This is a genomic window from Paenibacillus sp. NRS-1760, assembly GCF_050467785.1.
Taxonomy (GTDB): Bacteria; Bacillota; Bacilli; order Paenibacillales; family Paenibacillaceae; genus Pristimantibacillus.
The window spans coordinates 151189-177711 of the sequence record NZ_JBITPK010000018.1 but is presented as its reverse complement, the minus strand read 5'-3'; the positions used below and the strand labels follow the sequence as shown (position 1 = coordinate 177711).

At 44.7% G+C, this 26523-nt stretch carries 27 protein-coding genes and 1 pseudogene; 23 read left to right on the top strand and 5 right to left on the bottom strand.

Features of this window, described 5'->3' with window-relative positions:
* Window positions 1-213, bottom strand: a 213-nt coding sequence (locus ACIFSR_RS26355) for a hypothetical protein (RefSeq protein ID WP_430061134.1), incomplete at its 3' end; no start/stop codon positions are given.
* A gap of 518 nt (window positions 214-731) precedes the next feature.
* On the opposite strand from ACIFSR_RS26355, the gene ACIFSR_RS26350 reads away from it, so the two are divergent.
* Window positions 732-1361, top strand: coding sequence for a hypothetical protein (locus tag ACIFSR_RS26350; protein WP_339206858.1), 630 nt, complete (start codon window positions 732-734; stop codon window positions 1359-1361).
* A 279-nt stretch (window positions 1362-1640) separates the two neighbouring features.
* On the opposite strand, the gene ACIFSR_RS26345 is transcribed toward ACIFSR_RS26350, so the two are convergent.
* Window positions 1641-2252 (bottom strand): superoxide dismutase, encoded by a 612-nt coding sequence (locus ACIFSR_RS26345; RefSeq protein ID WP_076268860.1) that lies wholly within the window; start codon window positions 2250-2252, stop codon window positions 1641-1643.
* A gap of 355 nt (window positions 2253-2607) precedes the next feature.
* Here ACIFSR_RS26345 and ACIFSR_RS26340 point away from each other — a divergent pair, with 355 nt between their 5' ends.
* From ACIFSR_RS26340 to folE, 8 genes are all read left to right on the top strand, one after another.
* Window positions 2608-3030 (top strand): GNAT family N-acetyltransferase, encoded by a 423-nt coding sequence (locus ACIFSR_RS26340; RefSeq protein WP_339206861.1) that lies wholly within the window; start codon window positions 2608-2610, stop codon window positions 3028-3030.
* Between the two features lie 110 nt (window positions 3031-3140).
* Window positions 3141-3698 (top strand): DUF402 domain-containing protein, encoded by a 558-nt coding sequence (locus ACIFSR_RS26335; RefSeq protein WP_430061131.1) that lies wholly within the window; start codon window positions 3141-3143, stop codon window positions 3696-3698.
* Window positions 3695-4318, top strand: coding sequence for a signal peptidase I (gene lepB, locus ACIFSR_RS26330; RefSeq protein WP_339206863.1), 624 nt, complete (start codon window positions 3695-3697; stop codon window positions 4316-4318). The genes ACIFSR_RS26335 and lepB overlap by 4 nt, the downstream gene beginning before the upstream one ends.
* A 110-nt stretch (window positions 4319-4428) precedes the next feature.
* Window positions 4429-4863 (top strand): ribonuclease HI, encoded by a 435-nt coding sequence (gene rnhA / locus ACIFSR_RS26325; protein ID WP_339206864.1) that lies wholly within the window; start codon window positions 4429-4431, stop codon window positions 4861-4863.
* A 3-nt stretch (window positions 4864-4866) separates the two neighbouring features.
* The gene (gene queG, locus ACIFSR_RS26320) at window positions 4867-6045 is read left to right on the top strand and encodes a tRNA epoxyqueuosine(34) reductase QueG (protein ID WP_430061141.1); all 1179 of its coding nucleotides are present in this window, start codon (window positions 4867-4869) and stop codon (window positions 6043-6045) included.
* The gene (locus tag ACIFSR_RS26315; RefSeq protein WP_430061129.1) at window positions 6038-6571 is read left to right on the top strand and encodes a methylated-DNA--[protein]-cysteine S-methyltransferase; all 534 of its coding nucleotides are present in this window, start codon (window positions 6038-6040) and stop codon (window positions 6569-6571) included. Before queG ends, ACIFSR_RS26315 begins: the two co-directional genes overlap by 8 nt.
* Before the next feature lie 127 nt (window positions 6572-6698).
* Entirely contained in the window at window positions 6699-6920 is a 222-nt protein-coding gene (locus ACIFSR_RS26310) for a YneF family protein (protein ID WP_053372732.1), read from the top strand.
* A 36-nt stretch (window positions 6921-6956) separates the two neighbouring features.
* The gene (gene folE / locus ACIFSR_RS26305) at window positions 6957-7550 is read left to right on the top strand and encodes a GTP cyclohydrolase I FolE (RefSeq protein WP_076268865.1); all 594 of its coding nucleotides are present in this window, start codon (window positions 6957-6959) and stop codon (window positions 7548-7550) included.
* 277 nt (window positions 7551-7827) lie between these two features.
* Here folE and ACIFSR_RS26300 read toward each other — a convergent pair whose 3' ends face one another.
* Complete coding sequence (locus tag ACIFSR_RS26300) at window positions 7828-8913, bottom strand: Fe-Mn family superoxide dismutase (protein ID WP_430061127.1); 1086 nt, start codon at window positions 8911-8913, stop codon at window positions 7828-7830.
* A 602-nt stretch (window positions 8914-9515) separates the two neighbouring features.
* On the opposite strand from ACIFSR_RS26300, the gene ACIFSR_RS26295 reads away from it, so the two are divergent.
* The 8 genes and pseudogenes from ACIFSR_RS26295 (at window position 9516) to ACIFSR_RS26260 (ending at window position 14437) form a co-directional block, all read left to right on the top strand.
* Entirely contained in the window at window positions 9516-9782 is a 267-nt protein-coding gene (locus ACIFSR_RS26295; protein ID WP_430061125.1) for a hypothetical protein, read from the top strand.
* A 206-nt stretch (window positions 9783-9988) separates the two neighbouring features.
* On the top strand, window positions 9989-10984 hold the full coding sequence (locus ACIFSR_RS26290) for a hypothetical protein (RefSeq protein WP_430061123.1): 996 nt from the start codon (window positions 9989-9991) through the stop codon (window positions 10982-10984).
* Window positions 10985-11145: 161 nt separating this feature from the next.
* Entirely contained in the window at window positions 11146-11301 is a 156-nt protein-coding gene (locus ACIFSR_RS26285; protein ID WP_430061121.1) for a hypothetical protein, read from the top strand.
* 277 nt (window positions 11302-11578) lie between these two features.
* Window positions 11579-11782 carry a hypothetical protein gene (locus ACIFSR_RS26280; protein ID WP_430061119.1) on the top strand — a complete coding sequence of 68 codons (204 nt, stop codon included), beginning with the start codon at window positions 11579-11581 and terminating at the stop codon, window positions 11780-11782.
* Window positions 11783-11887: 105 nt separating this feature from the next.
* Window positions 11888-12106 (top strand): annotated as a pseudogene (locus ACIFSR_RS26275) (terminase gpP N-terminus-related DNA-binding protein); the annotation flags it as partial.
* A gap of 246 nt (window positions 12107-12352) precedes the next feature.
* Entirely contained in the window at window positions 12353-12994 is a 642-nt protein-coding gene (locus tag ACIFSR_RS26270; protein ID WP_430061117.1) for a hypothetical protein, read from the top strand.
* Between the two features lie 53 nt (window positions 12995-13047).
* The gene (locus tag ACIFSR_RS26265; RefSeq protein WP_430061115.1) at window positions 13048-13491 is read left to right on the top strand and encodes a terminase small subunit; all 444 of its coding nucleotides are present in this window, start codon (window positions 13048-13050) and stop codon (window positions 13489-13491) included.
* Between the two features lie 685 nt (window positions 13492-14176).
* Window positions 14177-14437, top strand: coding sequence for a helix-turn-helix domain-containing protein (locus ACIFSR_RS26260; protein WP_430061113.1), 261 nt, complete (start codon window positions 14177-14179; stop codon window positions 14435-14437).
* Window positions 14438-14717: 280 nt separating this feature from the next.
* Here the strand turns inward: ACIFSR_RS26260 and ACIFSR_RS26255 are convergent, their stop codons facing one another.
* Window positions 14718-15773 (bottom strand): alpha/beta hydrolase, encoded by a 1056-nt coding sequence (locus ACIFSR_RS26255; RefSeq protein ID WP_339206872.1) that lies wholly within the window; start codon window positions 15771-15773, stop codon window positions 14718-14720.
* 253 nt (window positions 15774-16026) lie between these two features.
* On the opposite strand from ACIFSR_RS26255, the gene ACIFSR_RS26250 reads away from it, so the two are divergent.
* Window positions 16027-16770, top strand: coding sequence for an IclR family transcriptional regulator (locus ACIFSR_RS26250; protein ID WP_076271916.1), 744 nt, complete (start codon window positions 16027-16029; stop codon window positions 16768-16770).
* A 1229-nt stretch (window positions 16771-17999) separates the two neighbouring features.
* Here the strand turns inward: ACIFSR_RS26250 and acnA are convergent.
* Window positions 18000-20711 carry an aconitate hydratase AcnA gene (gene acnA / locus ACIFSR_RS26245; protein WP_339206873.1) on the bottom strand — a complete coding sequence of 904 codons (2712 nt, stop codon included), beginning with the start codon at window positions 20709-20711 and terminating at the stop codon, window positions 18000-18002.
* A gap of 510 nt (window positions 20712-21221) precedes the next feature.
* Here acnA and ACIFSR_RS26240 point away from each other — a divergent pair.
* The 5 genes from ACIFSR_RS26240 to ACIFSR_RS26220 all read left to right on the top strand — a co-directional run bounded on the left by ACIFSR_RS26240 (window position 21222) and on the right by ACIFSR_RS26220 (window position 26504).
* Window positions 21222-22541: an amidase domain-containing protein gene (locus ACIFSR_RS26240; RefSeq protein ID WP_339206875.1), complete on the top strand. Its 1320-nt coding sequence runs from the start codon at window positions 21222-21224 to the stop codon at window positions 22539-22541.
* A 23-nt stretch (window positions 22542-22564) separates the two neighbouring features.
* On the top strand, window positions 22565-23686 hold the full coding sequence (locus ACIFSR_RS26235) for a D-alanine--D-alanine ligase (RefSeq protein ID WP_339206877.1): 1122 nt from the start codon (window positions 22565-22567) through the stop codon (window positions 23684-23686).
* Window positions 23687-24242: 556 nt separating this feature from the next.
* On the top strand, window positions 24243-24560 hold the full coding sequence (locus tag ACIFSR_RS26230) for a hypothetical protein (RefSeq protein ID WP_054026471.1): 318 nt from the start codon (window positions 24243-24245) through the stop codon (window positions 24558-24560).
* 3 nt (window positions 24561-24563) lie between these two features.
* The gene (uvsE, locus tag ACIFSR_RS26225) at window positions 24564-25586 is read left to right on the top strand and encodes a UV DNA damage repair endonuclease UvsE (RefSeq protein ID WP_430061109.1); all 1023 of its coding nucleotides are present in this window, start codon (window positions 24564-24566) and stop codon (window positions 25584-25586) included.
* 99 nt (window positions 25587-25685) lie between these two features.
* A complete protein-coding gene (locus tag ACIFSR_RS26220) occupies window positions 25686-26504 on the top strand; it encodes a sulfite exporter TauE/SafE family protein (protein ID WP_339206881.1) in 819 nt (272 codons plus the stop codon).
* Window positions 26505-26523: the final 19 nt, after the last annotated feature.

Here is a 26523-nt window from a genome sequence, read left to right as displayed (position 1 = left end):
TCCCCCCGGCCCAAAACCGCCGGGTCCCCCTGGGCCAAAACCGCCGGGTCCCCCTGGGCCAAAGCCGCCGGGACCGCCCGGCCCAAAACCGCCGGGTCCCCCCGGCCCAAAACCACCTTGCTGAGGCGTTGGCGTGATCATTCGAGGTCCGCCACAACCGCAGCCCTTGCTAGCTGGACGAGAATTCACATTATTAGCATAAGTATATTCCATGAGAGTACTCAGACTCCTTTACATCGCAAATTAGGCATTTATCCTACTGTAGCGTATGCGGCAAAAGCCTATGAGGTGAGTGTGCGTATGAGGCGGGAGTAAAAGGGAACTAGTATTTCTTATCGAGCTTAACGGACATTAGTTCCGCTATTTTGGCTTAAAACGCAAGTTTAGCCTACTAACGGACATAGGATACGTTATTTCCCTCAAAATGAGCTCAATTCGCCCTAATTCCAGCAAATAAAGGATCCTATGTCCGTTAAAACTTCAATTTGCGTATATTTCGCCAAATAGAGGAACCTATGTCCGTAAGGAGAGACGACCTGACCATTATTAAAGGTAGAAGCTCCTATGATACTAATGAGATCAACCTAACCTCTATCCAGTTACAGGCTAGCTAGTCGAAAAAATAAATGAATACACTCTGCCACACTATGTCTATCAATTGTATATATTTGCCTATAGCAAAACTGTCCCTATATAATGATATGAAAATAATTACAGAAGGTGGTTGTTGCGTGAATCAGCTGCGGGGCATTATTTTGGAAGGATTTTCGCATGCGGGTAAAACATCGGTATTGAAGTCGTTAAAGCTAATGCAAGCGCAGGACGAATCAGCAGAGCGAAGTGTTATTGTTTTAAGCGAGCATTATTCACAGGTGCTGCACAACGTACGTGGTCAGTTTATAACATCAAGTCACGAAGAGCATCTCCAATTGTTGAATGAAAGAGTTGCTATGCTGAGGCAATTAGAAGAATGGTCAACTAAGCTAGGGAGAGCTTCACGCGGCTCGCGAGGTGTTTTCTTTATACTAGAAAGGTTTCATTTAAATCATAGAGTCGCCTATTCTGATAAAACTACTAATGAAATTGAAGCTATTGAAAAGGAACTCTTACACTTTGGGGCAAAATGTGCTTTATTAACGATATCTCCGGAAATAGCCGAACTAAGAATTCAAAGCCGCACGCCTGATGAATGGTCGGATAAGAGTAATGAAGAAATTAAAGCAGCAGCAGATGAACTGGTAGCCACTCAATTGAAACTGCGAAAAGCAGCAGCAAACTCAGTCATTCCTACTCTAGAAATCAACACCGATAACAAAGCTTGGGACACTTACGCAAAAGAAATCATTCGTTTGTTGGACTAGTATATTCCTCCAGCAATTAATGAGCTGTATTTAAACTTCCTGCAACAGAAGCAGATAGGCAAAGTTGTACTTCAACGTCCTGCACCCTAAGCTCATCAGCAGCATCGTAATCCTACTCCAACTCCGCGCCTTATGTGCATTGTCAACATTCCACTCTTTTTCCCTGCACTTAAGCAACTTTGCACTCGAACACCCAGCACCTTATACGCACCATAAAAAAATAAAAAAAACCGGCGCTTGCCTCATTAAAGAGGCAAGCGCCGGTTTGGAAAAACAATATTATTTAACAGCTGCTTCGTAACGTTTGCCAACTTCATCCCAGTTAACTACGTTCCAGAACGCTGCGATGTAATCAGGGCGTTTGTTTTGGTAGTTCAGGTAGTAAGCGTGCTCCCATACATCAAGACCAAGGATTGGCGTTTCGCCTTCCATGATCGGGCTGTCTTGGTTTGGCAAGCTGTATACTTTCAATTTGCCGTTTGCAACTGCTAGGAATGCCCAGCCGCTGCCGAAACGTGTTGTTGCTGCTTTTGCGAAGTCAGCTTTGAAAGCTTCAAAGCCGCCTAGCTCGCTTTCAATTGCTGCTGCAAGAGCGCCAGTAGGTGCTCCGCCAGCGTTTGGAGCGATTGTTTCCCAGAACAAGCTATGGTTAGCATGTCCGCCGCCATTGTTGCGAACAGCAGTACGGATTGCTTCAGGAACGCTAGCAAGATCGGAGATCAAATCTTCGATTGATTTGCTTTGCAATTCTGGAGCGGACTCCAAAGCAGCGTTAAGGTTAGTCACGTAAGCGTTATGGTGACGGCCGTGGTGAATTTCCATTGTAGTCGCATCGATATGCGGCTCAAGTGCGTTGTGCGCGTACGGCAAAGCAGGTAGTTGATGTGCCATTTTTTACAGCCTCCTAATTATATGTAGTTATCCAAGTCCATTATCCCTTATCCGATTGAATAAATCAACATTATTGTTTCAAAAGTCGAATGGGCTAAAACGATCAAACATAACCTAAAATAGGGTATCTCGACGCTAGCTAAAATATACAGATTAGGAAGATAGAACTGCATTTATAGAGAAATAAATGGATTAAATTGTTGTAAGCGCTTAATATTAAGCGTTTACACGAGATAATTGATGATTTCTTTAATTTTTTTAAGGAATATTAAAGATTGAAGCAGGATTTCGTTTAATTTTGTCGTAATATATTTTAAATGCAATACTATGACATGGTATAGAAGGTGTAATTTTAATGAATGTTCGTTCCTTCCAGTTGTCCGATTACCGATCAATTACAGCACTGCTTGAAGAGGTTCTAACAGAAGAGTGCTACGAACAAACGATGGAAGCTTTTGCCCGCCAGTTGTCATGGGATAGTGATTTAGTATTAGTCGCTGTCGAAAATTCCGAAATTGTGGGCATGATTATCGGTACGATTGATAATAACAAAGGTTATTATTATCGAATTGCTGTATCTCCTCTCCACCAACGGAAAGGAATCGGTAAAACGCTTATCCAGGCATTGCGCCAGCGCTTCGAACAGCGCCGTGTCACAAAGATACTAATTACCGCGGACGAGCACAACGAGCCAGTTTTACCGCTGTACGAGTCGATGGGGTATGTAGCCAACGATTTTATCAGATCTTTTCAGAAATTGAGCATTGTAGCTGGTTAACGCGAACTTTACTGCATGTAAGTTGTACGCAGGGCATATCTGCATCGCCATTGCTTTTGGCGGTCAGATATGCTTTTCTTATTACTATATACATTTATGAGGAGAACGGGATGGAACCATATCGGCACTGTGTCATCAAAAGCTTCAAACATAACGGTCACATTCACCGTATATGGCAACAGAATTGGCTTGTGCCTGATGAGCTGCTTGACGAGCAGCATAAAGCGGAATCCATTAAGGTGCTCATAAACCGTCAAACGCCGATTCAAGAGTCTGATGGTAAGATATGGATCAGCCGCGTCCCAGCAGTCTCCTTTTTTATACCGGGGCAGTGGTTCAATGTTGTGGCTCTGCTAGAGGACGGAGGCGTCCGCTATTATTGCAATATTGCCTCACCGCTGTACATTCAGGGTGATGTGCTTACCTATATCGATTACGATTTGGACGTTATTCGTACAGTTGATGGTGGAAGAACAGTCGTCGATCAAGATGAATATGAGATGCACAAAGCGGCTTACCACTATCCGAAAATGGTCGAAGAAAAGGTGCATGAGGGTCTTGATGCGCTTTTGCAGCGGATGGATCAAGGGCAATCGCCTTTTCAGGATCAGATCGTGCTGAAGTATTATGAGGATTGGTTGAAACGAAGTGAAGAGGTGGGACAATGAGCCTTGAGGACCAGAATCGCAAGCCAAGTAATGAAAAAGCAGGAATCAGTGTAGATGCGGGATTATCTGCCCATACTGTTGCAAGCAATCGCTCCAATTGGCTCTCAGAACTGCTCGATTGGTCGAAAACATTGGTTGTTGCATTTGCTGTGGTGCTGCTTCTGCATTTTTTTGTATTTAACCTCTCGAAGGTAGAAGGTCATTCGATGGAGCCGACGTTAACGGAGCATGAGTGGCTGTTCGTTAATAAATTTGTATACCTGGTCGGCAAGCCCAAGGTTGGTGATGTCGTTATTTTGAAGGAACCGGATATGGGGGAAGTCGAAGAAAAGTTTCTTGTGAAAAGGATCGTTGGGGTTTCCGGTGATCGTATAGAAATCCATAATAAACAATTGTACCGTAACGGCGAGCTAGTGGACGAGCCTTACACGGATTCATTAATAGAAGATATGAGCTACGGGCCTGAAGTAATTAGTGAAGGAAACTATTTTGTAATGGGAGATAATCGACATGCTAGGGCGAGCTTGGACAGCCGGACGTTTCACGCAGTGCCAGAAGAGCTTATTCGCGGCAGAGCCGATTATATTTTATGGCCTTACAAAAAGATAAGAGCGCTTTAATCACTTTTTGTGTGAATAGCTGCTGCTTACGAAGTAGGTTTGCATTCGCAAACCTTAAGTAGATGCTTACGAAGTAGGTTTGCATTCGCAAACCTTTAGGAGGGATTCTTATGAAGGACGTTATGATCTATACGGACGGTGCATGCTCCGGCAATCCGGGGCCAGGCGGCTGGGGAGCAGTGCTGTTTTTTGGCGTTCATCAGAAGGAAATTTCAGGTGGAGAGAAACACTCGACGAACAATCGTATGGAAATCCAAGCAGTAATCGAAGGGTTGAAGCTGCTTAAGGAGCCCTGTAAGGTGACGGTGTATAGTGATTCAGCGTATGTCGTGAATTGCTTCCAGAAAGGCTGGATACACGGCTGGCTGCGCAACGGCTGGAAGAACAGCAAGAAGGAACCTGTTGAGAACCAAGAGCTCTGGAAAGCGCTTTGGGAGCTTATGCAGCGTCATAAAGTAGAATACGTAAAGGTAAAAGGCCATAGCGATAATGAATGGAATAATCGTTGTGACGAGCTGGCTCGTGAAGCAATTAAAAGGTTATAGATGATGACAGATAGATGGGCAAAGCTGAAGGAAGAGATGATTGCGGCGGCACCAAGCCTCGGCATCGACAAGATAGGGATCGCTTCTGCGGATCCATTCACATCATTAAAGCAAATTTTGCTAAGGCACCGCGAGCTCGGAAGAGAGTCTGGCTTCGAGGAGCCTGACATTGAGAAAAGAACGAATCCAGCGCTGTTGTTTGAAAATCCGCAGTCGATTATTGCAATAGCCATTGCCTATCCATCCAAGCTGAAGGACCCTCCTAAATCAGAGCCGGGTGCAAGGCGAGGCATTATGTCACGATCGGCTTGGGGAGAAGATTACCATAAAGTGTTGCGCGATCGGCTTGCTAAGCTGGAAGCATGGCTAAGGGAGCGGATGCCGGATTTGCGCGTGGAAAGCATGGTCGATACCGGCGCATTGTCGGATCGCGCCGTTGCTGAGCGAGCAGGCATTGGATGGAGCGCAAAAAACTGCGCGATCATATCGCCGGAGCTAGGCTCGTGGATTTACCTCGGTGAAATGATTACCAATGTTCCATTTGAACCGGATGAACCGATAACGGAAAGCTGCGGCAGCTGCACCAAATGTATTGACGCTTGCCCGACGGATGCACTAGTTGGACCGGGTCAATTGAATTCAAGCCGCTGCATCTCCTTTGTCACACAAACGAAGGGAATGATATCGGACGAGTTCATGCGAAAAATCGGCAATCGGCTTTATGGCTGCGATACTTGCCAGACGGTCTGCCCGATAAACCGCGGCAAAAACTGGACGCATCAACCAGAGCTGCAGCCGGATATGGAATTAGTAAAGCCGCTGCTCGTACCGCTTCTAACGATAGGCAACAAGGAGTTTCAAGCCAGATATGGCCGAACATCCTCCGCTTGGCGGGGCAAGAAGCCGATTCAGCGCAATGCAGTAATCGCGCTCGGCAACTTTAAAGAGGCTAGCGCAGTGCCGGATTTGATCAAGGTGCTAGAGCAGGATCCTCGCCCGGTGCTCCGCGGAACAGCTGCATGGTCGCTTGCGCGAATTGGCGGCGAGCAGGCAAAGTCTGCTTTGCTTGGAGCATCAGTGAAGGAAACGGATGAGGAAGCACTGCAGGCGATAGCGAATGCCATTGCTCAATTAAGCACGATTCCAGAAGACAACTTGGAAGCAGGTGGCGCAAATGAGTGAACGACTTTATACGGCTGAGATCGATTCGCCTATCGGGCCGATGACGTTAACGGCAACGGACAAAGGGATTTGCCACTTGGACTTCGCTCCTTACGATTCGGCTTTAGAGAAACTAGAGCAGTGGACGAAGCGTGTATTTGGGCACGTTGGCGCGGATATTACGCGGGTCGAGGCAGACTCTCATGAACAGCTGAATGAAGCAGCAAGGCAGTTGGCGCTTTATTTTGCCGGAGAGCATCAGCAATTCGATCTGCCTCTTCAAATGTATGGCACACCGTTTCAGCAGAAGGTGTGGGCAGCTTTGCAGCAAATCCCTTATGGGGAAACGCGTACTTATAAGGATATCGCTGTGATGCTGGATCAGCCTGGAGCTATGCGTGCCGTAGGTGGAGCGAACAATCGCAACCCTGTCTCGATCATCGTGCCTTGTCATCGCGTGATTGGGGCAAGCGGCCAAATGATTGGTTATGGCGGAGGTCTTCCTATTAAAATCGCGCTGCTTGATCTGGAAAAGAGTGCGAAATAAGAGCATCAAAAATTGTCACAAAAAGGTTAAGCGGAGCATCAGCATGTTCATTGCGAACAAGAGGTGAACATGCTATCATGGGAACATTATACACAGCAGGAGATTTGGAAAGGGTCAGGTGAAAGGTATGTCGTGGGTGAACATTGTTGTACCAATTGTAACTTTAATTGCTGGAGCTGTTGGGGGCTTTTTTGTAGGCGTATTCTATCTGCGGAAGCAGCTTGAGAAAATGCAAAATGATCCAGAAATGATTCAGAAAATGGCGAAGCAAATGGGCTACAATCTGAATAAGCAGCAAATGCAAAAAGCGCAGCACATGATGAAAAACCAAAAGATGCCTCGCAGATAAAGAAAGACGCGGGGGGACCGGAAGGAGAGTTCAGAAATGGCGGGAAAGAAAGATTACGTCAATTCGAGTGTTTCGAGCAACCGGGAGCAAATTGAACATCACATAAGAGAAATATTGAAACTTGTCGGTGAAGATGTAGAGCGTGAAGGCTTGCTGGAAACACCCGCTCGTGTGACTCGAATGTATGAGGAGATTTTTGCCGGATATGAGGTTGATCCTCGTGAGGTGCTGGGCGTTACGTTCGATGAGCAGCATGAAGAGCTTGTTATTGTAAAAGATATCGTTTATTACAGTCAGTGCGAGCATCACATGGCGCCGTTTTTCGGAAAAGCGCATATTGGCTACATTCCTAGCGGCAAAATCGCTGGTCTTAGCAAGCTTGCTAGACTCGTAGAGGCGATTACTCGTCGCCTGCAGGTGCAAGAGCGGATTACATCACAAATTGCGGATATCCTTACTGAGGAGCTGCAGCCGCATGGCGTCATGGTCGTCGTGGAAGGCGAGCATTTGTGCATGTGCTCACGCGGGGTGAAGAAGCCAGGCAGCATGACCGTAACGTCGGCGGTAAGAGGCGACTTCCGCAGCAATCCTGCGCTTCGCTCCGAGTTTTTGACATTATTAAAGCAATAGACGATATAAACAAGCAAAAACGCCTTCGGCGTCCTCTGGATGCTGAAGGAGCTTTGACGGAGAAATATAAGAAAAGTAGGAGACAATTAATATACTTTCTTATATTTCAAGCAAAAACGCCTTCGGCGTCCTTAGACGCTGAAGGAGCTTTGACGGTGAAATATAAGATAAGTATGAGAAAATGATATACTTTCTTATATTTTGAAAAAGTCCGACAGTGAACCGGGGGTCAGTTTAGTCCCCAGCTCCCGTGTCGGGCTTTTTTTTTCTGAATAGATTAGAATGGCACCCATACGAGCTTTCGAGCTTCTTCAAATCGATCACTAACGAAGGTCCAATTCACGACATTCCACCAATCCTGAATATACTCAGGCCGTTTGTTCTGATGTTTTAAATAATAGGCGTGTTCCCACACATCCAAGGCCAACAATGGCACAACATCCCATTGTGATAAATTCTGATGTTTCTCTGCGGTTAATATTTCAAGCCGGCTGCTGCGTGGACTCCAAACTAGAATCGCCCAGCCGCTGCCCTCCACCTTCGCCGCTGCCTTGCTGAATTGATTCTTAAAGGCGGAGAAGCTGCCAAAATCATTTCGGATTTGCTGGCTCAGAGCTCCTATCGGTTCACCACCACCATATGGCGTCATGATGCTCCAGAACAGAGTATGTAAGTAGTGGCCGGCACCGTTAAAAGCAAGCTCTCGCTCCCAATGCTTAACCAGCTCAAATTGATTCGTCTCGCGAGCGATTTTGAGCTGCAATTCCGCTTCATTTAGACCATCGACATAGGACTGATGGTGTATATCATGATGGATTCGCATCGTATGCTCATCGATATAAGGCTCGAGGGCACTGTAAGCATAGGGCAGAGGAGGCAATGTGTGTCCCCCGATGGGGACTTGCTGGACAATTGCACGGTGCTGATTATTGCCTGAGCTGGTTACCTTTTGTCGATAGGAGCTCATTAAGCCGATATAATAGTTGGATTCACGAATGGCGTGTGAGATGACTGATTTGGTGACATCAGAAGAAGCCGACGCGGTGCGCTCAGTTAGCTGCCTGAGTTGATCGACATACGTTCTTGATTGTTCAAGAGATGTCTCTACAACCGCTTCAATCGTTTGTTCCATATAGGATGGCAAGCGTGACGGAATGGGAAGCCATTCATCCAGCCATTGATTAGTATATTGAGCGGTATTGGAGAAAACAGGCTCCCATGCTTGGAGAAGCTGAACATACTGACGCTCCATCTCAGGAGCTGCCTGCAAAATAACGGCGATATGCTCTTTCTCTTGCAGCTTCCAATGTCTAACTAATTCCATTACGCGAACGGGCATGAGCGTTCCATAAACAAAAAGCACGACCATCGCCTCCCTTTTTCGCAACAAATGCATCTATGTTAGATGTATTCATATGCGAAGGTGTACATTCCGATTTAGTAGTACAGGGGGCTAAATTATCAATATCTATAAGAATTTGTGGCTTGTACTACAGAAAACTGAAATTGGGTAATACAGTCGCGGAAATAGGCGATTGATGTAAATCTTATGTAAAAACACAGGTGAAAGCAGAGCGATATATTAAGCACTTTGGGATTCTATTCACTGAGTGCTTTTTTTGGCGTCAAAGTAAACAGCGATTCGAATTTATCTCCAGCTGCCTGATCTGCGGAGCGTATTGCATGACCATAGGTATTCATCGTTTTGTGCAACGGCTTTATTTCGTCTACTTTAAGGTGTCCGAGAGCTGGGAGGATTCATAGATCGAGATAAGAGACATAGTTTTTAAGCGTCTTGCTGTCCAAGTGTTCAGTTGCGAAATTATCCTTCCAAACTTTTGAGAATGCGGCCAATGATTGACGGTGTGTTTGAGAATCTATCTGGAGATAGAGTTGGAGGATTGCTGACGACAGCTGTCCTTAACAAGAACGGTATTAAATTTTTCCCCGATATATGAAGGAGTATTGCATAGTAGATTAGATGAGGTAACGAAGCAGGCTGCACAAATACCACCGGATCAAATAGAACAGTATCTCCCGCCGCCGCTTACTGGTGTGCCACATCTATGGGATAGCGACGATGACGAGATACATATTCTCGTGCACAACACGTTCCGCAAGTCTATCAGATACCGTGAGATGCCGCCTGAGATGCGCATGTTAGTCGATCGACACTACCAGGAACAAGTTGACCGGATGAATGCCTCGGCACTCGCCCAGCAGCAAGCATAAGCCGCAGCACAGGCTGAGCAGGGCCAGGAGCAGATTAAGATGAAAGAGATAGACCAGCAAGCTGCGCTCCAACGTGACGCGCTGATAGCAGAGACGCAGATTGCTACAGCAGCGATTAAAGTTGGGAATGAAGTAAATATAAGTATCCTACCTTATGAAATTCGAACTATAATTTACAATATCTGTTTTATAAGGAGGACATTTTTTTGGACTTTAACTTTCCTGGTTTTAAATCTACTCTTCGTGATGACGGAATTTATGAAATTTTATTTACTCCTGAAGAACTTCCATTTGAATACGGAGTTGGAGTTTACGAAATTGCTAGCGAATTCAAATTTGAAAGTCTCATACCCGCAGGGGAGAAGAGCCCATGTTTTTGCATAGTTCAATTGGAGAACATGGGTTGCTTAAGGCCATCTAAGGAGCCGTTACGTTCTGGAGATACCTTAGTAGAATTGCCTAGTGATGAAGTGTATAATATCGTTTTTGAGAATCTTGACCTTAATCTATTCTTATTAGGGAATGAACATAGAAGACTAGGAACTTTAAGGATTGAAACCCAAGGAATGTTTAGCGATTTTAAAAATGCACAAGAAATAATGTTTAGAGCTTTTAACCATGTGATAAACATGTTGTCTTATACTTATGGAACGCCGATTCGAGCGTCTTCTTTTTTTATCAATTACAAGGTTTTAAATGTTTTCTCTCTTGTAGAAGCTGTTCCTAAAGTGAAAGAAAGCATCGGTAAATTAGTAGATCCGATTGGTGTTAATTTTGATAAATGGAACGTAGCAGTTAACCATTTCAGAAAAGCACTTTTAGCTAGTGATCCACAATCAAAGTTTATGGGGCTATATCTGGCATGTGAGATGACAAGAACCCTAATTAAAGAAAAACTTAATTTAGAAGAGGATGTCAAAAATATTACAGGTAAAGGTTACTCTGAACCGAAAATTAACGATAATCATAAAATAAATGAATACACAACATTTGGAAATCTAATAGGAAAGAAATATAGTTTTGTACTCTATAGTATTTTTAGAGAGTTGAGAAATGCTTCTTCACATCATATTCTTTATGATGGAAGCTATAAAAACATATCAAGTCTTAAGGATTATCTCGAGTTTTATGGCGCCGTGCCTTATTTAATAGAGATTTTTGAGGGGTATCAGAATGAATTAAATAAACTAGCTAACTCTTAAAAAAATACTTGTTTTATTTTTTAGGCCCATGGTGAGAATCCATAGGGCCTATTTATCTTATATTCGCTGGCGTTGACTCGTTATGGTCGCCGCATAACAGGAGGTTTTTGTTGTGAAGAAGCCGTACCGTATTGTATTGAATTTGCAGATGTTCGCCGAGGGTGAAGCTGCATCGGGCGTTGAAGGGACTTCCGCCGCCGGGGAGCAATGAAGACTTATCAACCCAAGCGGGAGATCAAGGAGCTGCAGTCGAGCAGGGGAAAGGCGATGTCGCATTCGCTAAACGTCTATCAGCAGCGCAGATAATGTATTCGTAGTCTAATAGGACTATTTGCGCAACATAGCCAAGGAAACAAAATTATAAAAATTATCGTCAATAGACAACTTTTAATCTATTGTATAATTTTAGGTGACTAATATTGAAAGGCGGTATTTTTTTGAAAGATATTATACAAGGGCATAGATATATTTTTTAAGACTGATTAGGAGGCGGCTTTTTATTTTGCAATACAAACATAACGCCGGGGGAATTTTTATAGATAGAAGGAAAATGATTCCTCTTGTCGAAATTTGACATTAGAGGGAGGGGTTTTATTGTTGGTAAGTGCTTGGGACGCAACAGGTCCTATTTTAATAGGGATAATCACCATGCTCGTAGTTGCGCTATTATGTTGGGTTATAGTCGGTGCGGTGCCTAATGGTTTGAAGGAACTCATGAAAAAATTAAGTCCATATTTGATAATGGCTGCTGCAGGGTATTCTATCTATGTTGCGGCTGGATTATGGGCTTGGCGCTAAGCACCCTAATCGGTGCTTTTTTTCTTTTTCTAAAAAACCAACATAACGCCGGGATGGTGATAATGTAGCATGTATAAAAAAGCATAAGCCGACTTTCAGCGGGGCATGAAGTACAAGGAGATTGCTGACAAGTACAACATCTCGATTAATACAGTGGAATCGTGGAAACAGCGTCATGGCTGGGAGCGTAAAAAGGGTGCACCCTCTCAAAAAGGTGTGCATACAAAAAAGCCAGGTGCACCGCCAGGAAACAAAAACGCTGTAGGCAACAATGGAGGCGCGCTTCTTCGAAATAATACCGTAACACAAGGCTTTCTCAGTAGGAACCAAGAAACGCCTGGGCTACTAATAAATGCGATATACAACACTTATGACTACCATGTACTTGATTATGATGTTCTTCCAAACGATATGTAAAGAGGGCTGGTATTTTGATATTTTTAATATAATAGAGTGAGTTTATAGTAAAACCTGTGTGTCTATAATCTCCCTGAGCGCATTCTCGTAAGAATTATTTACTTTTATTGATTTACGACAGATACTGTAATAACAAATAATGGGGGAAGAGTTTTGAAAAGATTCATTGAAAAAGTAGAAAAGTCATCATTGATGAGTATTGTATCACTTTTGTTAATAGTGTCTTGGTTTTTTGGAGTGACAATTATATGCTTAATACTTAAAACGTTCCCAGGAGATAAGACTGTTGTTGCTGGAATTATAGGAGCTACAGGAAGTATAATAGGTGGGTTATTTACGCTAGTTGGGGTAAATTGGACTATTAAGAAGCAAGAAGCGAATAAATTTTGGGATAATTACCCTAGTAGACTCTCTAATTTGTTCATTATTAATAAGTTAATTTGGGATATTCACCGAGAGTTCAACGATCTGGTAGGGCTGAAAAATGATGATTATGAAGGTCGTAGACTCCATGAGAATGCTTTAATAGAACAATTGGAGAATATTTATATTCGTGCTTCTAAAGTAGATGCTGAAACTTTTGAGAAAATAAACTTATTGGAAAAAGAAGTGAGAGAAACATTATTTAAACTGTCTGATGCTAAACGAAATGAAAGGGAATATGAAGCCTTTGAGGTTGTATTTTCTATAAAGGAGAAACTGCAGGAGTGCTCTATGTTCATTTATAACCATAAAAATACTTTAAGCCAATTATTCACCTCAAAATTTAAAAATACTGATAGCAAAGCACCCTAAGCGGTGCTTTTTTTATTGCAACACAAACAGAACACCGGGGGCGGTGATATGTAGTGCTAAGAGCTCGTGACCTGAACGCTGATCGAGCCGAGAGCTTGTATGCCGCCAGTAACGGGGGGAATGAGTCTAAAGGAGATAGCCGAGCAGTCGGGCATCTCAGATGGAACTGCTCGAGGGTGGAAGAGTCGTTACAAATGGGACAGAAGGTTAAATGCAACGTTACAAACGATATGAAACGCCCAATGGAGCAAAATGCCCCAATTGAGGAAGTGGTCGCTGATGAGGAACTGACCTCGATGCAACGGATATTTGTCGTTGAGTATCTGGTTGACATTAATGCTACTCAGACAGCTAGGGCGGGGTACAGCGCGAAGACAGCGGAACAGATAGGTCATCAACTGCTTAAGAAAACTTCAGTTCAGGCTGCAGCACAAAGCGCATTGAGTAAGCATAAGGACAGTGGTTTCAATTGGACAGGAGAACCTGAGAAAACCTGAAATACAAAAAGTAAATCAGAGCATAAGGAGCCAGTCTAAACAACATATAGAGATAACAGCGAATACGCTGTTTCATCGATGGTGGGTAGTATGTCTAGAAGAGATCGTATATGCGCCTTAACTTGTGGATTTGCTTTTAATAGATTGGCTTGATAGAGATAGGGAGGGAAATGATTGACTGAACAAGGAAAGATGGCAAATCTAATAATAAATCAAATTATACAGATGCAGACGCCTGAGGATCAAAGCAATTTACTTCGTTACTTGTTTAAGCGCCTGACCACGAAGAATATATATGACTGATCACGTTGTCACGGAGCTATACGGTGTCACTGTCCGCACTGTGCAAGAGTGGTTAGGCTCTGGTCAGTTGAGAGGATTTTAAAGAGGCTCGTAAGTGGTATACGAGGTCAGAGTGGCTGCGCGCTTTTGATGATATGAAGGCGGACTCCAGAAAAGTTAAGTGGAAGTTGGCCGGAGAAATAGCTAGCAAATTTTAGTTTTTTAACATATGCGAGGTCATGACCACCAATTAAATGATTCCACAGTTATGCCAGTAGAGGTCTTGTACGTGTAAATCCGGTAAGAACGCGGCTACAGAAAATAACAGTTGGGGATAGGAAATGATAAGAGTCAGGCTTACGGCTGTCTGGAGCGCCTGTGAGCATCGATAGGGGGGAGTTTTATGTTACAATCCAGCCAGATGATTAGGGTAATACGGCTTATGCTGGACATGCTCGACGCACCTGATCAACAATTCCTCCTGCAGCAGCTCAACCAGGAACACGGTCTGCAATTCGACGTTGCGTCTCTATATTCAGACCGTGACGTAGCCGAGAGATACGATGTGCATGTTCGCACAGCTCGGGAATGGATCACAAGTGGCAGGATAAATGGCTTCCAAATGGACCGACGATGGTATTCACGAGAGGACTTGGCTGGATGAGAATGAGAATTCGCCAACTGAAAGGGCACATGGAAAAGGGTCTGTACCATAAGTAGTTTACTCTACTTGATGGCGCAGACCCTTTGATGTAATAACGATGTAAAACTGATGTGAAAATCGAAGTGAAACTGTGTCGAATCAACATAGCATAACTTATACTGCACCATAAAAACCGCTATACTATAAGGTTTTATTGCAGTATGACAGTAACCGTAATATCGACGAATAAACCTATGTTAGATGTATTCGTTGGTAAGCGGGCTTATGTCGTGCTTCATTATTATGTTCGTTCTGCTTGGAGCTGTTGATCGACTTGGCTTAGAAATAGGGCTGCTCTTTGGATATATTCGCTCGGATGAACTTGGAACAGCAATTCGTGTTTGCCTTCAGGAACAATCCAAGAGCGAGATAGGACGTTGCCTTGCCCTTCAGCAATAGCCTCTGCGGTTTGGTAAGGCGCCTTTGAATCTTCTGTGCCGTGGATGATAAATAACGGGATATCATAAACGTTAGATAAAACCTCGCTTGCCGGAATAGATCCAAAGCTTGTACCCGTCCAAAGGGGGATCATCGATTCAATAAGCGGCAAAGAGAACTGCGGCAATGAAACAAATTGATTCAAGTTATCAAATAATGCCTCGGGGCTCGGGATGAAAAGGCTGTCGAGTATCATGGCATCAATTTCATCGGTCTGCAGCCCTGCTTGCAGTGCCGTTCCTGCACCCATTGAGAAGCCCCAGACGACGATGTCCTCCGCTCCGCGTGATTTTGCATAATCTACTGCAGCAAGCAGCTGTTGTGACTCCTCAAGGCCGCCAGTGGCCGGAGCTTTGTACTCCTTAGATGCATAGCCGTAGTCAAACAACAATATATTATAGTTTAAACCGTGCAGCAGCTTCGAGAGCTCATACATCGGTACCCATGATTCTTCGCGATTAGCGCCATAACCGTGGCTGAATACAACAGTTCGTGCTGAAGGAGCCGCTTCGCTTGCATCACTCTCTGCAGGAATGAACCAGCCGCTGACCGTCGTATTTCCGCTTTTGCTAGGGAAAATGACATCCTCGTAATCTAGGCCGATAGCCGCTTGCGGATTAGAGGAGAGTGGGGCTACATAAGGGTATGCAAGCATCCATGCGACATAGCCATGAAAAATAATGACAGCAATCAAACACATTGCCGTAAGGGAAGCAATGGAAGCAACCAGCAAATGCTTGCTGCGGCTTTTGGTTTTGCGCAATTGGGACAGGTTATCCGAATCGCCAAGCGGGAAGGGATGAAGGTTTTTTGGAAATCCGCCTTCAAGTGGCAATGGTGTCATTATAGTCGTGCTCATGTCGTTGTCCTCCCTCTGTAAGTAACCGTCCATTAGACTCATCTATTCGGAACGTTGTAAGCGCTTTTCTTATCTAGTACTTTTATCGTAGTCCGGTCCTATAAGCCTGTCAATTGTTGTCGAGGTAATGTTAATCATTTGTAATATTACTGTAATGTAAACAACTGTTCTTTACGATAATGGAAGCGATGAGTTATACTGAATGAGAATCGGTTTCATTGGATGAAACTTTTGGAGAGGGAGCTGTGGCTGCATGGAAGATGGAAAATCGACGGTTCGAGCAGTGGATCGGGCGCTTGATATATTGCTGTGTTTTATTTCAAAAACAGACTGGGCAATGACTGAGATTGCCGAACAGGTTGGCCTGCACAAAAGCACGGTGCACCGGATGCTCGCCACGCTCGAAGAGAAAGGCTTCATCGAGCGCGATCGCTCGACAGACCGATATCATTTGGGTTTAAAAATGTGGGAGCTGTCGGCCCATTTATCACGTTCAGATGACCAAGCAACAATATGGCTGCCTGAGATGGAGCGTTTACGCGACCAGCTGGGCGAGACCGTTAGCATATACGTAAGAGACGGTTCTGAGCGGATTCGTATGCAAGCCGTGCAAAGCAATCAACCCGTTAGGCGGGTAGCGCCTGTAGGCGTGAGACTGCCGCTTTATGCAGGTGCATCGAGCAAGGTGCTAATCGCTTATTCAGATCCGATTGTACAGGAAAGCATTTTTGGAGATCCAGCGTGGCTGTACTCGCTGGATTTGGATCAATACAAGCAGCAGCTCGAAGAGATTTGTATGCAGGGATATGCCACAAGCTTCGAGGAACGCGAACCGGGAGCAGCGGCGCTTTCTGCGCCTATCTTTAACCGTACCGGCAAGCTCGCTGCTGCATTATCCGTGTCGGGCCCTGCCAGCAGGATGACGATGGACACGATGAGGGAATACGCCCCGGTCATGATGGAGTCTGCTAAACGGATGGGTACGATGATTCTATAGTCATAAAAGAAACAGCAGGCATGAGGTGACCCTCGAGCCTGCTGTTTTTGTTTAAACACATTAGGGTTGTTGGGTAGTGTAGCCCGTTTAAGCTACGCCTTTGCTGGGATGTTGCTTAGCGAGCGGTTGCTGTATCTAGGATGTAAACAAGCAGCTATTCTCCACGAATGATTGGAGCATATGTATTACAGGATTAAGTCATCTAATCGGAGGAAGTGGAAGCTCCGGGTTTTTGCTTTTTAGAGAGGGTAACGGACATCAGATACGCTATTTGCTCCTTTTCATTACTTTTAGGGTAGCTAATGGACATAGGGTACGCTATTGGGCTTAAAAAGGTAGGATTATGCTCGAAATAGGACAAATAGCGGATCGTATGTCCGTTAAATCTGTTGTGGACGTTAATTGTTATAAATAACGGATCCTATGTCCGTTAGATGTAGCTTTATACGATAGCGAAGCTATGACACTTCAAGTGCAGTAGAGGACTAATTTGATTGTGATAGTTACGTGCCTGCTCTGGGTGGGGGATCGTGGCAGGGTGTTGGCTTTAATTTGGTTCAAACTCAAACTACAGGACTAACGTGATAGCTGCGCGCCTGCTTTGGGAGGGGAACGTGGCTAGATTGCTGGCTGTAATTTATTCAAACTCATAATGAGCATTTGAAGTAAAAGAAGGTTGGAATTATGAGCTTGAGTAACCAAACTTGCTGTAACGGACATCAGATACGTTATTTGCTTCAAATCCTAACTTTTGGGGCGGATAACGGACATAGGGTACGCTATTGGGCTTAAAAAGGTAGGATTAAGCTCGAAATGGGACAAATAGCGGATCGTATGTCCGTTAAATTTGTTGTGGACGTTATTTGTAGTAAATAACGGATCCTATGTCCGTTAGGTGAGGTTTTGTGCGAAAAAGTGAGGCTATGACACTACAAGCGTGACTAAGACTGAATGATTTAGCGGCGCCTCTATTATCGGAGGGGAGCAAGGTTAAAGTTTTGGCTGTAATCTAGCTTAAACTCAAATGATTGATTGAGCATGTTTAGAGGTACTGGAGCTACGAGCAAGCATAGGTCGCGGAAATTGTTCTGCATACATTGACAAGTAACACTTAGCAAATAACAAGAAGCAAGTAACAACGCCATTGCTTAATAACAAACGAAAAAAGAGCTTTGCCAAATAGTCGGCAAAGCTCTTTTTTTGATACTGTGCAGGATATGCGCAGATTATTACATGTTAGCGATCATTTGACGAAGTACAGTTTGCAGGATACCGCCGTTGCGATAGTAATCAACGTCAACTACCGAGTCAAGACGTACAATTGCTGGGAAGTCGAATGTCGTGCCGTCTTCGCGAGTAGCCGTAACGGTAACTTGCGAACCTGGAGTAACGTCATTTGACAAGCCAACGATGTCGAATGTTTCGCGGCCAGTGATGTTAAGCGTCTTCCAGCCTTGACCTTCTGGGAATTGGAGTGGCAATACGCCCATACCAACCAGATTGGAGCGGTGAATACGCTCGAAGCTTTCAGCGATAACAGCTTTGACGCCTAGTAGGAATGTACCTTTTGCAGCCCAGTCACGCGAGCTACCAGTACCGTATTCTTTACCAGCAAGAACGACAAGGTTTTTGCCTTCGTTTTGATATTTCATCGATGCATCGTAGATCGACATGACTTCATCCGTTGGAAGGTAAGTCGTTACGCCGCCCTCTGTACCTGGAGCCACTTGGTTACGAATACGAATGTTCGCAAACGTACCGCGCATCATAACTTCATGGTTACCACGACGTGAGCCGTAAGAGTTGAAGTCTTCGCGTTTAACGCCGTTTTCGATCAAGTATTGACCGCCTGGGCTGTTAACTGTGATGTTACCAGCAGGTGAGATATGATCCGTTGTTACGGAATCGCCCATAAGAGCAAGTACGTTAGCTGTATGGATATCTTTGATATCAGAAAGCTCGGAGCTTAGGTTTTCGAAGAACGGCGGGTTTTGGATGTAAGTTGATTTTGCATCCCACTCGTAGCTTTCGCCTTTAGGTACCGAAATAGCGTTCCAACGCTCATTTTGTGTAAATACGTTTTCGTATTTGTCACGGAACATTTGCGGGTTAAGCGCAGCTGTCATTGCGTCATTGATTTCTTGCGACGTTGGCCAAATATCTTTTAGGAATACAGGCTTGTTGTCTTCAGTGAAACCAATTGGATCAGTTGTCAAATCGATGTTAGTCGTTCCAGCAAGCGCATAAGCGATAACTAGTGGCGGAGAAGCCAGATAGTTTGCTTTTACTTGTGCATGGACACGGCCTTCAAAGTTACGGTTACCGGAAAGTACAGCAGATACAGTCATGTCATTGTCGATGATCGCTTTGCTTACTTCGTCTGGAAGTGGACCGGAGTTACCGATACAAGTCGCACAGCCGTATCCAGCAACGTGGAAGCCAAGTGCTTCAAGCGGCTCGATTAGGTTTGCTTTTGTCAAATATTCCGTAACAACGAGCGAGCCCGGTGTTAGGGAGCTTTTTACATAAGCAGGTTTCTTAAGTCCAAGTGCTACTGCTTTCTTAGCAACTAGACCAGCGCCAACCATTACGCTTGGGTTCGAAGTGTTTGTACAGCTTGTAATAGCTGCGATAACGACTGCGCCTGTACCCATTTGGCTAACTTGGCCGTCATTATGGTTAACAGTAACGAACTGCTCGATTTTCTCATCGGACAAACCGTAGCCGCCTTTGTCAATCGGTGTGCGGATGATGCTATTGAAGGATTCCTTCATTGCAGTAAGCTCTACGCGGTCTTGAGGACGTTTCGGGCCTGCAAGGGAAGGAACGATTGTCGAAAGATCAAGCTCAACCACATCCGTGAATACTGGATCTGGAGTCTCGTCAGTACGGAACATGTCTTGTGCTTTGTAGTAAGAGCCAACAAGCTCAATAAGATCCTCATTGCGGCCAGTTTGGCGCAAGTAGCTAAGAGTCTCGTTATCAACAGGGAAGAAGCCGATTGTAGCGCCATATTCTGGTGCCATGTTGGCAACTGTTGCACGGTCAGCAAGGCTGATGTTCGATAGACCAGGGCCGAAGAACTCAACAAATTTACCAACAACGCCTTTTTTACGCAAAATTTGAGTAACCGTAAGCGCAAGGTCAGTTGCTGTTGAACCTTCTGCAAGTTTGCCTGTCAATTTGAAGCCGATAACTTCTGGCATTACAAAGTAAAGCGGTTGACCAAGCATACCAGCCTCAGCCTCGATACCGCCAACGCCCCAGCCTACTACGCCAAGACCGTTGATCATCGTAGTGTGGGAATCCGTACCTACGAGGGAATCAGGGAATACGACTGTTTCGCCGTCAATTGTTTTTGTAGCTGCAACAGATGCAAGGTACTCCAAGTTAACTTGGTGAACGATACCTGTACCTGGTGGAACCGCGCGGAAGTTATCAAATGCTGTTTGTGCCCAGCGAAGGAAACGGTAACGCTCTTCGTTGCGCTCAAATTCAACTTTAGTATTGTACTCAAGTGCTTCAGGTGAACCAAATGCATCAACCATGATCGAGTGGTCAATTACAAGGTCAACCGGTACGAGTGGATTGATTTTTTTCGGATCTCCGCCTGCTTTTTTCACAGTGTCGCGCATTGCAGCAAGGTCAACGACAACTGGAACGCCTGTGAAATCCTGCAAAACGATACGAGCAGGGATGAAAGGAATTTCTTTATCTTCGCGTCCATCAGCCCATGTAGCAAGCTGCTTTACATGTTCAGGGGTAATTGCGCGTCCGTCAAATTGACGAACAGCAGCCTCAAGCAATACTTTAATTGAAAAAGGAAGCTTGGAAATATCGCCTAGTCCTTGCTCTTCAAGTCCGCCTAGACGGTAGTAAGCATAAGACTTGCCGCCAGCGTCGAGCGTTGTGCGAACTGAATAATGATTTTGTGTAGACATCGTCATTCTCCTTTTAACTGTAGTCTGAGTTTCATTCTGTGAAACACTATTTCATAATTTCTATATCTATAGTATATCGTTAAAATAGTCCTTCCGTAAAGTCCAATTATGTCTTTATGCGCTTGGAAATGGCATTGAAAATGATCCTCAATGAATGTTACATGAAATGGCAGAGTGCCTCATATAATGAAGCAGTTAATCAGCGACAAGTTTAGCCCCGAAATACTTGATGACGTTCTCATGCCATAAAGGCAAGCTGTAGCAGCATAGGCTTGAAATATAAGATTGCTAAGGAGAAGGTCAATCCAAAAACTTATATTCCATCGTTAAACGGCTGCCATGAAGCATTAAGGGAGAAGCGGCAGCCTTTTACAATTGAAATGAAAGTTCGGTTAAGTTGGATTCCTATCCCAAAAGTTTATATTTCAACGCCAATCGAGTTTACCTCATCAAAAGGGATGCTGCAGCCGTTTACGCTTGCACTCACGATAAGGTCAAGGAGGGATTGCTATGCCGCGAACAGGCAACCGGGGGCCAGGAACTCAGGGCCAAAAGCATAACCAAACATCATCCAAACCATCTGCTTCTCAGCGCAAGTCGCAGCAGAAAGTTGTAACGCATGTCATCCAGAAGCAGCCATCGCCTTCAGGGTTGCAAGCGGAGCGAAATGCTGAAATCGGCGATCAAGCACTGCAAAATCAAAAAAGAGCAAATCAGGAAGAAAAGCCAGTAAAACAACAAACGTCAAAGTTAAACTCGCTGCTTCGTTCCTCTGATTACGATCCGCACGTTCAGCAAGGAAAGCTGCAGGGTTGGAAAGCTGCTGTTCATCGCTATATTAGCTTGTACAATCAAGCCGAAGCGAATCAGCATGCGGCTGTGCTGACCGATTACGTTACGGACCGCGATCATTGTGATCGCCTAAGATTCAGGCTTGAGCGTCTTCGTGAACGCGATTTGCTTAGAGGCGCGCTTCCAGCAGGAAGCGAAACAAAAGCAGAACTCATACGCGTCAACGAATCATCAAGCGAGGTTTCTGTGTTGATTCGTCTCCACATCAAAAGAAGAATGGAGCAGTCTGGGCGATTTTACATGGAAGAAAGATCTGAATTTGAGCGTCTTTGGTTAGGGCTCGCTGGTCACTCATGGAATGTTCTTCGTGTTGAGCCAATTATATCGGAACGAAGACCGCGTTATGGCACAGCAGTAGACAATTGGATGACCGTCGATGATTACTCGGAGCTATTTGGCGAACAATCTTCACCATCAACACCATACTTAAATTATGACCTATTACAGCAATTCAAACACAGACCATCTGGTATTCGTTACAGGAGAGATTTGGTTGCTGCGTATGCGGATCGTTGGTGGAACGAGGGGAACCCAGCGTATGAGCTTTTTGAGGTGAATTGTACCAATTACGTGTCGCAGTGCATCTTTGCAGGCAATGCTCCGATGAACTATACTGGTAAGAGAGAAACGGGCTGGTGGTATAAGGGCCGAAATAAGGGCAGTGAATGGTGGAGCTACAGCTGGGCGGTATCGAACGCGATAACCAACTATTTAACTGGTTCAAAGACCTCAGGCTTGCGTGCAGAGGTCGTGCAATCTGCGGATGAGCTGCAGCTTGGGGATGTCATCACGTATGACTGGAATGGTGATCATCGCTTTCAGCACAGCACAATCGTAACTGCTTTTGACTCGTTCGGTATGCCGCTAGTGAATGCGAATACCGTTTCCAGCAGGCATCGTTATTGGGATTATCGTGATTCCTATGCATGGACGGAACAAACGAAATATCGTTTTTTTCATATTGCAGATCTATTATAAATTATCGTACCGGAGGATATGCCATGGGGAGCAAGGTTAGAGTAGGTTTAGTTTACGGGGGGAAATCGGGAGAGCATGAGGTCTCTTTGCAAACGGCTTACGCAGTAATGGGTGAATTTGACTACAGCAAATATGAAATCAAGCCTTTTTATATTACGAAGCAAGGGGAATGGAAAACGGGAGCCGTTTTGCATAACCGTCCAAGCAGTGTAGAAGATCTACGCAACACAACAGACGAAGCTGAGGAAAATGGCTTTGCTCTTGCTCCATTATTTCAACGCTTAAATAGAAGTTCAAAAACGGCTGGCGATGAGCCGCGCATTGATGTGATTTTTCCTTTGCTGCACGGAACATTTGGTGAAGATGGTACCATTCAAGGGCTGTTCGAAATGGCGAACATTCCTTACGTCGGAGCGGGTGTTCTCGCTTCTGCCGTTGGGATGGACAAGATTCTAATGAAAAAAGTATTTGCGCAAGAAGGCTTGCCGCAATGCGTTTTCCGGTACTTCAACCGTACACAGTGGGAGAGAGACGCATCTTTCTTTATCATGGAATGCGAGGTTTCACTCGGCTATCCATGCTTTATTAAGCCAGCCAACCTAGGTTCTAGTGTAGGCGTATCCAAAGCGAAAAACCGTGAAGAGCTTATTAATGCCATCAACTATGCGTTCCGTTTTGACCGCAAGGTTATTGTTGAAGAGTTCGTAGATGCCCGCGAGATCGAAGTAAGCGTACTTGGCAATGATGATGCCAAAGCATCCTTACCTGGTGAAATTGCGCCTTCTAACGAATTTTACGATTACAAAGCCAAATACATCGATGGAAAATCGACTATGCAAATTCCGGCTCATTTGTCGCCTGAGCTTACAGAATCCGTTCGCGAAATGGCCGTTCGTGCATTTCAATCCATTGATGGCTCGGGATTATCACGCGTAGATTTTTTCCTTCGCAAAAGCGACAATCAGCTATTTATCAACGAAGTCAACACATTGCCTGGTTTCACGCCTATCAGTATGTATCCACTTATGTGGAAAGAAACCGGCATTCCATATAAAGAATTGTTAGACACATTAATTTCCTTAGCTCTTTCCCGCCACGCGGAGAAGCAACGGATAGATTTTACAGGAGAAGCATCACAATCGTAAGATACATTTCTAAGGATCTCTAACTTGTTATTTTTTCTATAACTTTCTTAACTTTCTATAACTGTTTGTACACATATGAGAAAAAGATATAGGGAAAAATTTCTTTTATTATTTACTTTGGGGCTTCAATCCTTATCTTTGTATCCAAGGTAAACAGGTAAAAGATCTTTTTTCCTTCTTAAAATGGACAAGTTGTTCATTAATTCATTAACACACCAAAAGTAAAGCGTGTCCCGCAGGGACGAAAGCGATCCCCCGCAAAAGTAGAAAGCTCGTGCAGTGTAACTCTTAGGTTAGTTCAGTTGCGGGTGTCCAGAGGGTGCAACCCTTGGGGCCCTCCCTTGGAAGGGAGGGTTTGGGTGGGTTCGAAAAGCTTGAAAAGGGTTTAAAGTTTTAATATGTTTGATATTAAAGGTTTAAAGGTTTGATATTAATGTTTTAAAGGTTTGATTTGTTGATATTAAAAGTTATAAAGATTTGAAATAAGCCTTTAAAGGTTTGGTAGTAAAGCCCTTTGAAGGCACGGTAGAAATTTCACTGAAAGGAGGGAAATAATATGGGTTTTGCAACTGAGTTTAATTCTGTGTGCAAATTTAAGTCCGAACAAGAGCTCTATGAATTGTTGGAGTATGGTCGGGGCAAAATGGTCAAGAGCGGCTTTCGCGTATTTCCAACTGGCCAAAAGGTGATTGCTTATACACCAGCCAATGAAGCGATTGCGATTGTCCGCATTTTAGCTTCTATCGCAGAAATTAATTTTCAAGGCGAAGAAGTGACACAAGTGGAGATGGAGCTCGTGAGAAAATTGACTGAAGAAGAATCAAAAGTTCAAACGGCGCTTGCTTTTGAAATGTTTTTTGGAGAGAGGGCCTAATCGATGATTGTCAGATTAGGTTTTGTCGCAATGAGCTTGCAGGTTGAGAACGCATCGCCTTCAAGAACGATGACGTTTGCGAACTTCTCGAAGCTAAACGACCGCGAGGCAGGAATTCGGAAGCTGGAAAGAATAGCAGAGGAAAACCTGCGCAGTACGCTGCGGATTTTGAAGCATTGCAAAGCCAGCGACATTCAAATGTATCGCTTTTCGTCAAAGCTTATACCCCTTGCTACTCATGAGGACTTATTGGACTGGAATCCATTTGAAGCGCTAGCACCAGCTTTTCAGGAAGTTGGCGAGTTCGTTCAGAAGCAAGGAATAAGAGTGTCCTTTCATCCGGATCATTTCTGCGTGTTCAGCACGCCTAGACCGGAGGTGCTCGCGAAATCAGAGCTGGATTTGCTCAATCATATTCTTATGCTAGAGGCAATGGGGCTTGATGAAGCGACAAAATGCAATATACATATCGGTGGAGCATACGGCGACAAGGTTGTAGCTGGTGAACGTTTTGTTCGCCAGTTCAGCTCCTTGTCGCCTCGCTTTAAACATCGGATTACGCTTGAAAATGATGATAAAACGTTCAATGTCAGGGAAACGCTAGAGGCGGCTGAGCAAGTTGAGGTTCCGATGGTGCTCGACATTCACCATCATGCTGTTAATGCAGGAGACATCTCAGATGACGAATTATATGAGCATTTATGGCCGCGTATTGTTCAAACCTGGGACAAAGAGCGAGAGCGGCTGGGCATAGCTAGTACAAGCCAGCTCCCTCCCAAAATTCACGCTTCCAGTCCAAAAAGCTTATCTGACCCCCGTGGTCATGCAGATCATGTGGAAGCGGAGCCGCTTGTACAGTTTTTGCGTCATGCGGCTAGAAATACCGAATATTTGGATTGTATGCTTGAAGCCAAAAGCAAGGACGAGGCTTTGATGAAGCTGATAGAAGACTTAAGGCAACTGGAAGCAAGCGCAGAAGGCATCAAGGTGTTGGATGGCGGCCGCGTAGAAATTTCTACTGATTAGCAGCAAAATAACACCGTCAGGGCTTGCCTTGGCGGTGTTATTATATAGCGGGCGCTTCCAAGTAGATGCATCATTATGTAATTGAAAAGGTGAATTGGCATGGAATGGATACTTCTTGTACTTCTTGGCGTAGTAGCAGCGATGTTTGGCAGTATTGTAGGACTTGGCGGCGGCATCATTATCGTTCCTGTCTTAATGCTCATTGGTCCCACATTAACGGGAGAAGCTATTGGACATGCAACAGCAGTTGGCATATCATTAACGGTATTAGTCGTTACGGCACTTGCATCTACACTGAGCTATGCCAAACGCAAAATCGTTGATTTCCGCAGCGGCTGGATATTTTTTGTGACAAGCGGGCCTGCAGCAATGATTGGCTCCGCGCTTACAGGAAAGCTGCCTGCGGGTGTATTTCAGCTTGTTTTTGGTATTTTCATGCTGCTGATGGCATCATTATTAATTGCTCGTGACTACATGAAACCGTTTACGAAGCAGTGGCCGATCGTTCGAACGATGACCGATGCATCAGGCGAAGTGCATACGTACAGCTATGGTATTATTCCTGCACTCGGCATCGGTTTTGGCGTAGGTCTCATGTCTGGCTTATTTGGAATCGGAGGCGGGTCGCTGTTTGTCCCCCTTATGGTGCTGTTATTTCGTTTTCCGCCTCATATGGCGACTGCAACGTCAATGTTCGTTATTTTTTTATCATCCATTCTAGGGAGCGGCATGCACGTTTATCTTGGTGAAACAGATTGGCTGCTCGTGCTTGCATTAGTGCCTGGAGCTTGGATCGGCGGAAAGCTGGGGGCGGCAATTGCTGTGAAAATGAGCGGCAAGGGCTTACTTTGGCTGCTTAGAGTGACGCTTCTTCTGCTTGCGGGTCAATTAATCATTGAAGGCTTGCGTTCATTTTGATATGGTTGGAGTAATCATG